General features: G+C 38.3%; 10 protein-coding genes. 6 read left to right on the top strand and 4 right to left on the bottom strand.

Annotation, left to right across the window (positions count from 1 at the left end):
* The first annotated feature begins 8 nt into the window (after positions 1–8).
* The 5 genes from AC6CHV_RS10120 (at position 9) to AC6CHV_RS10100 (ending at position 6,201) form a co-directional block, all read left to right on the top strand.
* Positions 9–743, top strand: a complete 735-nt coding sequence (locus tag AC6CHV_RS10120; RefSeq protein WP_341330058.1) for an amino acid ABC transporter ATP-binding protein — start codon at positions 9–11, stop codon at positions 741–743.
* A 275-nt stretch (positions 744–1,018) separates the two neighbouring features.
* On the top strand, positions 1,019–1,384 hold the full coding sequence (locus tag AC6CHV_RS10115) for a Na-translocating system protein MpsC family protein (RefSeq protein WP_121446930.1): 366 nt from the start codon (positions 1,019–1,021) through the stop codon (positions 1,382–1,384).
* Between the two features lie 140 nt (positions 1,385–1,524).
* Complete coding sequence (locus AC6CHV_RS10110) at positions 1,525–3,027, top strand: NADH dehydrogenase subunit 5 (protein ID WP_498078814.1); 1,503 nt, start codon at positions 1,525–1,527, stop codon at positions 3,025–3,027.
* 25 nt (positions 3,028–3,052) lie between these two features.
* Positions 3,053–5,671 (top strand): DUF2309 domain-containing protein, encoded by a 2,619-nt coding sequence (locus AC6CHV_RS10105; RefSeq protein ID WP_440273144.1) that lies wholly within the window; start codon positions 3,053–3,055, stop codon positions 5,669–5,671.
* Positions 5,672–5,712: 41 nt separating this feature from the next.
* Positions 5,713–6,201, top strand: coding sequence for a carbonic anhydrase (locus AC6CHV_RS10100; RefSeq protein ID WP_440273143.1), 489 nt, complete (start codon positions 5,713–5,715; stop codon positions 6,199–6,201).
* A 91-nt stretch (positions 6,202–6,292) separates the two neighbouring features.
* Here the strand turns inward: AC6CHV_RS10100 and yidC are convergent, their stop codons facing one another.
* Positions 6,293–7,084, bottom strand: a complete 792-nt coding sequence (yidC, locus tag AC6CHV_RS10095; protein WP_341330061.1) for a membrane protein insertase YidC — start codon at positions 7,082–7,084, stop codon at positions 6,293–6,295.
* Between the two features lie 16 nt (positions 7,085–7,100).
* Positions 7,101–7,403 carry a hypothetical protein gene (locus AC6CHV_RS10090; RefSeq protein WP_498078813.1) on the bottom strand — a complete coding sequence of 101 codons (303 nt, stop codon included), beginning with the start codon at positions 7,401–7,403 and terminating at the stop codon, positions 7,101–7,103.
* Positions 7,404–8,868: 1,465 nt separating this feature from the next.
* Between AC6CHV_RS10090 and AC6CHV_RS10085 the strand changes: the two genes are divergently transcribed.
* Complete coding sequence (locus AC6CHV_RS10085; protein WP_498078916.1) at positions 8,869–9,447, top strand: HAD-IA family hydrolase; 579 nt, start codon at positions 8,869–8,871, stop codon at positions 9,445–9,447.
* Positions 9,448–9,543: 96 nt separating this feature from the next.
* On the opposite strand, the gene AC6CHV_RS10080 is transcribed toward AC6CHV_RS10085, so the two are convergent.
* Positions 9,544–10,734, bottom strand: a complete 1,191-nt coding sequence (locus AC6CHV_RS10080; protein WP_440274417.1) for a Ger(x)C family spore germination protein — start codon at positions 10,732–10,734, stop codon at positions 9,544–9,546.
* Positions 10,712–11,821: a GerAB/ArcD/ProY family transporter gene (locus tag AC6CHV_RS10075; RefSeq protein WP_440274418.1), complete on the bottom strand. Its 1,110-nt coding sequence runs from the start codon at positions 11,819–11,821 to the stop codon at positions 10,712–10,714. The genes AC6CHV_RS10080 and AC6CHV_RS10075 overlap by 23 nt, the downstream gene beginning before the upstream one ends.
* Positions 11,822–11,829: the final 8 nt, after the last annotated feature.

Below are 11,829 nucleotides of genomic sequence, written 5' to 3'. Positions count from 1 at the left end.
GAGAGAACATGGAAAAGGTTATTGATATTCAACATTTAAGCAAATCCTTTGGCACTCATGAAGTATTAAGGGATATTGATTTCTCGGTGAATAAAGGAGAAGTTGTCTCCATCATCGGTTCCTCCGGATCCGGTAAATCAACTCTTCTTCGTTGTATTAATCTATTAGAAAGACCTAGCGGTGGGCAAATTATCTATCAAGGTGAAAATATTTTGGATAACAAGCATGATGTCGCTACCTACCGAAGACATTTAGGAATGGTCTTCCAACAATTTAATCTTTTCAATAATCATAATGTCCTAAGCAATTGTGTAGTAGGGCAAATAAAAGTATTGAAACGCACGAAGGAAGAAGCGGAAAGAGTAGCGATGAAATACTTAAAAGTTGTTGGTATGGATAAATACATTAACGCTAAGCCAAAGCAGTTATCCGGTGGGCAAAAGCAACGTGTAGCGATTGCAAGAGCACTTTCGATGGAACCAGATGTGATGTTATTTGATGAGCCAACATCAGCACTTGATCCAGAAATGGTAGGAGAAGTCCTAAAAGTCATGAAGGAACTCGCTGAGTCTGGTCTTACGATGTTAATCGTAACGCACGAAATGGAATTTGCAAAAGAAGTATCAGATCGAGTTGTATTTATGGATAAGGGTGTTATTGCTGAAGAAGGAAGTCCAGAGCACATCTTCAATAATCCGACACAAGCTCGTACTAGAGAATTCTTAAAACGTACAATCGTATAAGCAGCTAAAAATAAATAGAATCAATCCTCTGTCAATTTAATATTGACAAGTTGATCATTTTCAATTAAATTATTACTTAGATTAATAACCGAGTGATATTATTTACCTTCTGAATAATAATAAAGAGCTTTAGCATTTTATTAATGTAGAATTGGTAGAATGAAGAAGCAATCTTTTTGTATTTAGAAGTACAGAATAAGACAAATCGGTATATTTTTAGACTTAGAGGGAATAGTCTGGAAATATACCGTTTTTTTTGTTTGGGGGGAATTTACTTGAAGAAAACAAAAGGGTCCATCGAATCAGAAATTAGCAAAGCGATTACTCATTGGGAAAAGGATTTTTTGGGGCGTGGATCTGTTTCCGTTAAAACAGATATTCTCCGTGATATGATAATCGTTTATTTACAAGGTATATTAACTCCTGCGGAATATGCTGTTTGTCAAACAAAGGATGGCATGCTATCAATCAAACATACTCGGTCAGGGTTAGTTGAATCTGGTTTGGATGGATTAAAAGAAATTATTTTAACCATCACTGGGGAAGAAGTAAAAAGTTTTCATACTGATTTAAGTACTCGTACTGGAGAACGAGTTATCGTGTTTAAGTTATTTAATGATTTAGAGAAAAAATTAGTTTAGGGAGATTTTTAAAAGACTTTATTAGTCAGTTAAAAATAGACCGAGAACAAGTATCAGTGGTTACTACGACTGGTACTAGTTCTCGGTTTTTTTATTTAATTACTATTTAAGTTCGGTCCATTTTGACGGAGGGAAGTTTTATGATTTCGAATAGCATATCCATACTACTTACCTTATTTTTTATCGCACTTTTTTTATCTGTGGTAAGTGGATTCGTATTCCTATCTAAACGGGTGCCCCTAGGTTTTGTGCGGGTCCACATCGGGATCATTTCATTGCCTGCTTTGGTGTCATTATTGATTCTATTAATGAACAATATGAATCACAATGTTGGCCCCTTGCACTTGGATTCATTAGCTTGGCTTATGGCATGTTTTGTTCTGACGATAGGGATTGTCATCCAACGTTTTTCTGTAAGGTATTTACTAGGAGACCGTTCTTACCGAAAATACTTTGCATTCTTCACACTTATAACAGGTACGGCTTCTGTTTCCTGGTTAAGTAATGACCTTCGATTGTTGGCCGGTTGTTGGGGGATTACTCTTATTGGGTTAACGATTCTTATAAGTATAAAGAGGGAGTGGAAGGTAACGAGAGTAGCAACAAGACTCTCTGCTCAGGTATTTGCAGGTAGTTGGCTGGCTCTTCTATTTGCTATCATTTGGTTGTCTCAAATCACGGGCAGCTGGAAGCTAACTCTAATCTTGGCCAATGATAGTCTGACACATATCGGTACATGGGAAAAAACAGGAATAAATCTATTATTGGTTTTGGCTGTAATCATTCCAGCAGCCCAATGGCCATTCCATAAATGGTTAATTGAGTCTGTTGTGGCTCCTACACCCGTTTCTGCAATTATGCATGCTGGGATTGTAAATGCAGGCGGAATTATACTAACACGTTTCTCACCGTTGTTTAATGGGGATAAAGCTCAGATTTTATTACTTGTTCTCTCAAGTATTTCTGTCTTAATCGGTAGTGGCATAAGTTTGGTACAGGTTGATTATAAACGTCAATTGGTGGGTTCTACAATTGCGCAAATGGGTTTTATGCTTATTCAATGTGCTTTAGGTGCTTATTCGGCAGCCATTCTCCACCTCATATTACATGGTATTTTTAAGGCTACTCTTTTTTTACAGGCTGGTTCGGCAATACGCCGGATTGAAGTCTCTTCTAATCATACTAAAAGATCGTCTATTTTGTGGATTTTCGCTGGTTATGGATTAGGTTTACTTACTGGGATTGCTTATTGGAGGATGTCCTCTAGTGGACCTTATGACATTGTGACTGCTTTGATAGTAGAATGGTCCTTATCATTTTCTTGGATGCAGTTAATTGTTTATTGTAAAGGAAGAATTGATAGAGTGGCTGGTCTTTTCCTTTTGGGAGGATCAGCAACTGTCTACTTACTTTTACATAGTTTTTTTAAAGAATGGTTATATACACCTGTTTTTCAAAGTCTTCAACTGCCTATGCCGATTGTGTTCATTGTCGTTTGTCTATTAATATTTGGTAGTGTAATGGGCGCGATCGCTTCCCGTTATCCTACATCCTCCTTTTCCGCAGTACTTTTTCTTTGGTTTATAAAATTTGGAGAAGGAGAGATGAAGTCTACCGAAAGCCATCCAAGCTATCTAAAATAATCACTTTCACAAGGAGGTTGTTGGTGTGATGTTATCCTCTACATTACAAAAAGAAATAAACATACAACAGCTAAAAGAAATTGATACAGAGATTGATATTAAATCGTTAGTTTCTTCAGCAAGTAGAGTAATAGCACCACTTGGACCTATTTCAACGTTTGCAGCTCGTCACCCATGGGTGGGACTGGAAGATTTAAAATTTGAAGATGTTGCTAACTGGTTAAAGAACATCCGAAATGTAGAAATATACCCTAGTACATCTATGATCCTATCGGCTAAAAATCGCGGGGAAATCGATGAAGGTTTTTTAGAAATAGGTTTGCAGCACTGGCTAAACTCACATTCTCTTAAAATACCTCGGGAAGAGGCTGAACGTTATTGCCGGTTTTCTCTAAATTTGGATGCGATGTCTGCAAATCCCTTATCATCACTAGAGGTAAAAAACTTTATAGAGGATTCAAAAAAACGAAATATAGAACTTTACGAGAGTATTCCGAGACAGCCCTTAAGCATGAAGATAGAGCCCAAGGATGGTAGAAATTTAACGGAAGTGCTAGATCATCATGTTATTAAATGGTGTAAGTTATATCTGGATGACTCCCAAGCGGGGTGGTCAATACCGAAACATGAAGATGGATTTTATCGAACTTGGCAAAGCCTTATACAGCATGACCCTTCATTGCGTAAAAACCAACGCAAAATGTTTAGAAACTGGCCACAAGATGCAGAGACGGCGTTGGAAGTCGTTTTATCTGCTTTTAAAATTCCTCGTTCAGAGATACAAGATTACCTTGAGAGTCATTTGCTATCTTTGCCTGGCTGGGCAGGCATGATGCTTTGGCGTTCTCAACAATCTCAACAAGAACAATCACTTTTAATGGAATATTTAGCTGTTCGAGTTTCTATGGAATGGGTTTTGGTGAATCCTTACCTGCCTTTGCACAATAGCTTTGAGAAAAAAGTTCAATTTGATTCACTTATAAAAGCCTGGGTACAGTATGGAGGGCTCACAATCGAGAAATGGTTGGGGATGTCTACTGAACAACAAAAAGAATACTTGTCATTTGCCTACACGTTTAATGAAAAGATTCAAAAAAAATTGTGGCTTGAGGCTTGGGAACAAACTTACACAGATCAATTGAAACAGAGAATCTTAGCTAAACAACAAGTGAACAATGTAACAAATCGTGCATTAGCCCAATTTGCATTTTGTATAGATGTCCGTTCTGAAACCTTTAGACGTTATTTAGAGAAAGCGGGGCCTTTTGAAACAATTGGTGTCGCTGGTTTCTTCGGATTACCAATTGAAATTCGGGAGCTTGATTGTAAACATACTCATTCCTCATTGCCCGTGATGCAAAAGGCAAGACATAGAATAGAAGAAAGAGTGGATACAAATGAACTAAAGCAATACCAACAACGTAAACGAGCGTTAGAATCTGTAGCGTATACGTTTAAAAAGATGAAACAGAATACAGTTCCAAGTTTGCTTTTACCTGAGGTAAGCGGACCTTGGCTTATGATACAAACGCTAGGCCGTAGTTTTCTACCCAGAAAAGCGGGCCATTTCATACGTAATTTTCGAGATTCATGGTTAAGGAAACCAGAAACAAATCTCACGCTTCATTCTGCTCGGAACAATATATCTGAAATTTCATTAGGTTTTTCTGAGGAAGAACAAGTCAATTATGTCCGTCAAACACTTAAGATGATGGGGCTGACAACAAACTTTGCACCATTAATTGTGATTTGTGGACACGGAAGTCAAAGTACAAACAACCCATATGCAGCCTCGCTTGATTGCGGTGCTTGCGGTGGTGCGTCAGGAGCATTCAATGCTAGGGTTCTTGCAAATTTGTGCAACTTACCAGAGGTAAGAAACGCACTTTTAATGGATGGTATTGAAATTCCAGCTGAAACAGTATTCGTTGCAGCTGAACATAATACAACTGTGAATGAACTTAAGTGGATTTATGTCCCCAAATTATCAAGGTTAGCACAGGAATCGTTTGATCACATTGAGGAAGTTTTACCTAACGTAAGTCATCAAGCAAATGCAGAATGTTTATCACAATTACCCACGATCGGCACTTATTGTAAAAATCCAAAGGCTGAGGCACATCGTATCGCAGAAGATTGGAGTGAAATACGACCTGAATGGGGATTGGCTCGTAATGCAGCTTTTATTATAGGGAAGAGAGAACTGACTCATCATTGTGATCTAGAAGGAAGAGTTTTTCTGCATAATTACGATTGGGAGCAAGACCACAATGGAGAAATTCTAGCTAACATTATTGCTGGGCCAGGAACCGTAGCCCAATGGATTAACTTACAGTATTATGCATCCACCGTTGCACCACATTTCTATGGGAGTGGGAATAAAGGAACACAAACTATAACCTCAGGACTTGGTGTCATGCAAGGTGTTGCAAGTGATTTATTGACAGGCCTTCCCTGGCAGTCTGTGATGAAATCAGATGAAGAGGCTTATCATGCTCCTCTTCGTCTGCAAATCGTTATTCAGGCACCAAGAGAGTTCGTGAAAAGATTATTAGAAAATGATGATGTGTTTAAACAAAAGGTACAAAATGGCTGGGTTAGGCTTGCGTGTGTAACCCCCCATTATGAATGGGAAAACTATTAAAAGTCTTTAAACCAATTTATCTAGATGAAAGGGTGTGCTGTATGGATAAAACAACAAAAAAAACATTATTTATAACGGACATGGAATCTGGATTGGAGCCTATTCTGCAACAAGAGACGAACGTCCAACCTGAAAATATGTTAATGATACAAAGCTATGGCCCAATCATTTCTCACCCTTTTGGAGAAATAATGAGATCAATCATCCTTGCCATTTATCAGGAGAAGGTTGAGGAGATATTTGTAGTTGGTTCGACGAACAAGCGGAACGTTTTTGAGGATGCTCAAAGCCAACTTAAAGTCAATATGAATGATAAACTAAAAACAGTTGATTATCTTTTTAAAAATGTGAAACCAGATTTCATTGAGGATAGTATAAGTGATTGGTTAGATGGAAGCAGAAATGTCAGGGAAGATATCAACAAGAGTGTTGAAATTATTCGTCATCATCCCTTGGTACCATCTAATGTTAAAATTCATAGTTTGGTGGTAAATAATAATGCAGAAGTCGCAGCAGTTAATCAACCATAAGACCTTAATAACTTACTAATAGAATATGATAGGGCCTGGCCTCGGCGGAAAGTAGTGTTAACGCTGGGGGCAGGCCCTATTTTTTATTTGATTACATTTGTTTATTTTCTACGACCGGCTTAAGCTTTTGGTTTCGGTAAAGCCGATAACCAATAAATGATTGGATTGTCAGAAAAATACCTCCTACTGTCCAATAAAGCGGTAGTGCAGCCGGAGCATTAAATGAAATTACAACGATCATGATGGGTGATAATAATCCCATAAACTTCATTTGTTGTTGTTGACTTTGAGCCATATTTAACTGTGAAATTCTAAATTGAATGTAATAAATAACCCCTGCAATAATGGTTAACACTAAATCAGGTTGTCCTAGACTAAACCATAAAAAAGTGTGGTGAGTGATTTCTGCTGACCCACGAATGGCATAATATAGTCCCGTCAAAATAGGCATTTGAATGAGAAGGGGCAGACAACCCATATTAAGCGGGTTAATTCCATGTTTTCGATAAAGCCCCATCAATTCTCTTTGCAACTCTTGCTTCTTTTTCGGATCTGTTTCAGCAGTGATCTTTTCCTGAATCTTTTCCATTTCGGGTTTAAGTAATCCCATCTTTTCTTTCATCACTGATTGATTTTTATACTGTTTTAACATGGATGGCATCATTATCAAGCGAATTAAAATAGTGACAATAATAATAGCCACTCCGTAACTGCCATCAAACGTATTTGCAATAAAATTTATGAGTTTTGTTATAGGTTCTACTAAAAAATTGTGGAAAAAACCTTCATTATCCTCACTTGACTGAATTCCACATCCAGAAAGGAATGCTGTAAGGACAGATAATAGGACAATAAGTTTAGTGAAAGTGCGATTCATTTTCATGTTTCCTCCTTAAAAGTTAAATAAAACTGTTAAGATAATAGGAAACGAAACAATCTGAATCATCACTTGTAGCCATTTTATTACGGATTGATTTTGTAATTCTCCTCGAAATAAAGTACTGAATTAATAGACTCCTGTTACCATCAAAGCACTTCTCTTCACAAATCTGCTTATTTGTAAAATTGGAAAACGGTGAACCAAAACCAATATGAACCCTTTGTGTAGTAAGCAGCAGTAACATTAGCCCTATACCAATACTAACGTTAAATGCCATATGAGTATATAATTCCGGATCTAGTAAAAGTAAATCAACCAACAAAGGATTCTCACCTCTCAATTTCGTTTGCGAATACTTTTACTATACATGAATACAGTTAATCTCACAAAAATAAATTATGGAAGATAAGGGAACCAAGGGAAGAACCGCGATTAATGATTGGTTCATTTTATTTATCTGGAAATCAGTGAGATCCCTCGACTTCGGACAGAGTTGCGCTGAATTTGCCTTGGCTTGTCCGAAGATACTCAAACTTCGGCCAGAGCCACGCTGGTTTTGCCTTTGCATGTCTGAAGATCCCTGGACTTTGGACAGAGCGGAGCTGAATTTGCCTTTACTTGTCCGAAGATCCCCGAACTTCGGACAGAGCCGTACTGATTTTACCTTACCGTGTCTGAAGTAACCCCGACTTCGGACAGAGTTGCGCCTATTTTTCCTTTGCTTGTCTGAAGATCCCCGAACTTCGGACAGAGCCACGCTGGTTTTGCCTTTGCTTGTCCGAAGTCCCCCGAACTTCGGACAGAGTTGCGCTGAATTTGCCTTTACTTGTCCGAAGATACTCAACCTTCGGACAAAGCTGCGCTGATATTGCCTTTGCTTGTCCGAAGATCCCCAACCTTCGGACAGAGCGGGGCTGAATTTGCCTTTGCTTGTCCGAAGATCCTCGAACTTCGGACAGAGCCACGCTGGTTTTGCCTTTGCTTGTCTGAAGATCCCCAACCTTCGGACAGAGCGGGGCTGAATTTGCCTTTGCTTGTCCGAAGATCCCCGAACTTCGGACAGAGCCACGCTGGTTTTGCCTTTGCTTGTCTGAAGATCCCTGGACTTTGGACAGAGCGGAGCTGAATTTGCCTTTGATTGTCCGAAGATCCCTGGACTTTGGACAGAGCGGGGCTGAATTTGCCTTTACTTGTCCGAAGATCCCCGAACTTCGGCCAGAGCCGTACTGATTTTACCTTACCGTGTCTGAAGTAACCCCGACTTCGGACAGAGTTGCGCCTATTTTTCCTTTGCTTGTCTTAAGATCCCCGAACTTCGGCCAGAGCCGTACTGATTTTACCTTACCGTGTCTGAAGTAACCCCGACTTCGGACAGAGTTGCGCCTATTTATCCTTTGCTTGTCCGAAGATACTCAAACTTCGGACAGAGCCACGCCGGTTTTGCCTTTGCTTGTCTGAAGATCCCCGAACTTCGGACAGAGCCGTACTGATTTTACCTTACCGTGTCTGAAGTAACCCCGACTTCGGACAGAGTTGCGCCTATTTATCCTTTGCTTGTCCGAAGATCCTCGAACTTCGGACAGAGCCACGCCGGTTTTGCCTTTGCTTGTCTGAAGATCCCCGAACTTCGGACAGAGCCGCGCTAGTTTTGCTTTTGCTTGTCCGAAGACCCCCGAACTTCGGACAGAGTTGCGCTGATTCTGCCTTTGCTTGTCCGAAGTACTTAAAACTTTATTTTCATGAGCATCATTTCTATAATGGTATGTACTATGTAAAAAGAGAGAGGGATTCAAATTAATATTCTATGGGATTTTGACGGAACATTGTTTAACACCTATCCAGCATTGGTCAAGGGTTTTATCCATTTAAGCGGCAAGGATTTGAATCCGAGTGATGTTCTGAAGTGGCTAAAGGTTAACTCAAAAGTGGCCTTTCAGCAATATGGAATTGATGAAAGTAAGCGAGAGGAATATATCAAGCTTTATAATCAATACTCCTTTGACAGCCGGCCGTTTGAACAGCTAGAAGAGGTTTTACAAATTGCAGATGACAATTTTATCGTTACGCACCGTGACAAGGAATCAACACTGTACCTTCTGGAAAAATTTAAGTTGTTACATTATTTTAAGGTGGTTGTTTCAGTCGAGGAAGAGGGCTTTGAGAGGAAGCCACATGTAGCCTCATATCAACATGTCATCAAGGATTATCCGATTGATTTAGTGATCGGTGATCGTGAGCTAGATTTAATTCCTGCTAGAGAATTAGGAATCAAAACTGTTGCCTTTGAAAATCAGGAGATTGAGGCAGATTTTCACATTGATAACTATGCTGAGTTCAAAACGAGAGTACTTCCTTATTTATCATAAGTACCTCTCAGGGGAAAATACAAAAACGCACGATGATTCGTGCGTTTTTACAAGTAGTATTTTAAGGAATAACGTAAGAAAATAAATCAGCAATATCTAGTTATCATCACGATACCCAAAGTCTGTTACTTCCATTTTAATTGAGTAATGAATCGGTACTTCTGAAAAAACTTCATCCCAATTATTTTTAACCTTTTGCCATAGTTGGGGGTACTTAATCCTTACTTGATTGCCAAATCCAGCTACATCTACCTGTAAATCCTTCTGTATTGTTTTAATCGCATTTTTAATAATCTTTTCTGTCTCCAGCTCAATCAGCTTTTCGATGTCATTTATAAAGGCTGGCGTTTTTGATAAGTTCATCCAGCTTTCAGATATACGTCCTGTTGAATGAATATCGAGTTCAAATGAGATCTTATCCTTATTTATAATAGGGATTATTTTAGTCGTTAGTTCTTCAACTTCGTAAATGAATACCTCACCTGAAGTTTCATCAGTCGCTTTTATAAGGCCGCCTGTTGTCTTCCTTTTTAGCAAGCTTATACCATGTAACACATCTTCATTAATGGTTGCTAAAAGTAGATTGTTTTTTCCATTAATAATTGCTGCACCGGATAATTTTATTTCACCATCTACAGAGTAAATATTTTGTAACAAATAACTCTCTCCAGAGTTAAATTTTCCTTTTAATTTTGACAACGACATAGGTTCTAGAATTTTAATATTCCGATAAGAATTATCGATCATTCCGCTTAGCCTAAAAGCGGGGATAATTTCAGTTGTATTGGATTCAAGAACCTCTTTGGCCGGACCGTTACTTACAAATACTAAACAACTAGGTCTTAATTCATTATCCCAAAGATAGTAATCAAGCAGCTCTTTTAGAGATTTTTGCTTTAATAGTTCTGAATTTATAACAATCACCTTTGTATGTAGAAATGTAACGGGTCTTTCTTGCCTTAAAGATAAATCTCTAACCATTTGATGGTTAGAATCTCCACTTTCGGATATATTAATATACTTTTTCTTTCCCGCACCCTGTGCTTCTGGTTTGGTAGTAGCTATATTCACATATTGATACGTAACTGTTATTTCGTCTTTCTTTTTATAAGTTGCACCTTTCATTTCAAAATCTTTCTCTTCGGAAGGTTCCTCGCCTTTATCTATAGCTATTCCTACATTAAAAGTGAGATCTTCAATTTCTTTACTGCTCCAACAGCCAGAAAGAGAAAATAACATGGCAACGGCTAGTGCAATTTTTAATTTACGACGAAGAAGATTGATCATTAGATGATACCTTCCATTTAGCCATTAATAATAAAAAAAGAGGAATAACTGTAAAAAAGACTATAGAGATCTTGCCAATATAATCCCCCAACTTGAACACCTCAAAAATAGACTTAGGGATTGAAGAAATGATATAAATGATAGCTGGTAGTACTAATAAGACCAACCGTGATTCCCTCTTTAATAGTTGGTTTAATCCCAAAGCGGATGAAAAGTAGGTAATACAAAACGTAGAAAAAATCTGCATGGTCCATATAACAAGGAGAAATGACTCAAACCGCTCAAATATCAAACCTTCTATTTCATAGCTTCTGATAAGTTCTAGTGTTGGCCAAGTCTGATGAAAAACTCCATTTACCGATAGGGCACCAATAACCATTACCACCGTAATCAAGGAAAATACGGTTGGAATGGCAACGCCGATTATGATCAATTTAACTGCCTTTTTAGGTTCTTCCATAAATGCTACTAGCAGAAGCATGATCTCTGCCCCAATAAACGTGATTATGGTGGATTTAACCCCTTTCGTTATTGGAAGGATTCCTTCCCCAAGAAAAGGTCGTAGATTGTCAGGCTCAATAATTTTGAAACTCATCATTATAATTATTAAGAAAAAAAACACTGTTATAGGGAAAATGATTTCAAACATGCGTGCTAAAGATGTAATGCCACCCGCTAAAAGGTATACACCTATCCAAAGGAATGGCATCGTTATCGCCCATCTAGGTGTTTCCTCAAGAAGGAGGTAACTAGTAACTTCTACTAAAACCCTAAGTTCAAATGCTGCTATTGTAAGGAAATAAACAATCAAAAAACAACTAAGTAGGGTTCCAAATACTTTGCCTAGTAGTTCGGGACAGTATTGGTAAAAGGTTTTTTCTGGGAAACGTTGACTAAGCTTCACCATAATTATCCCTAATAGGATTGAGATTACGCCGCCTAATAGAACACTAATCCATGCATCTGGAGTTTTCACCGCTTCCACACTCGTTCTGGGAAGGGTAAGTATTCCTGCTGCAAGTATATAATTGGTTATGATGACAACGGTCTGGACATTTGTAATTTTATTTTTTTTAAGTGTAAACATCCTATTCC

It is taken from the genome of Ferdinandcohnia sp. GQ5, from assembly GCF_059759275.1.
Note: the sequence above shows the minus strand (reverse complement) of the source record. Positions and strands in the feature narration are given on the sequence as shown.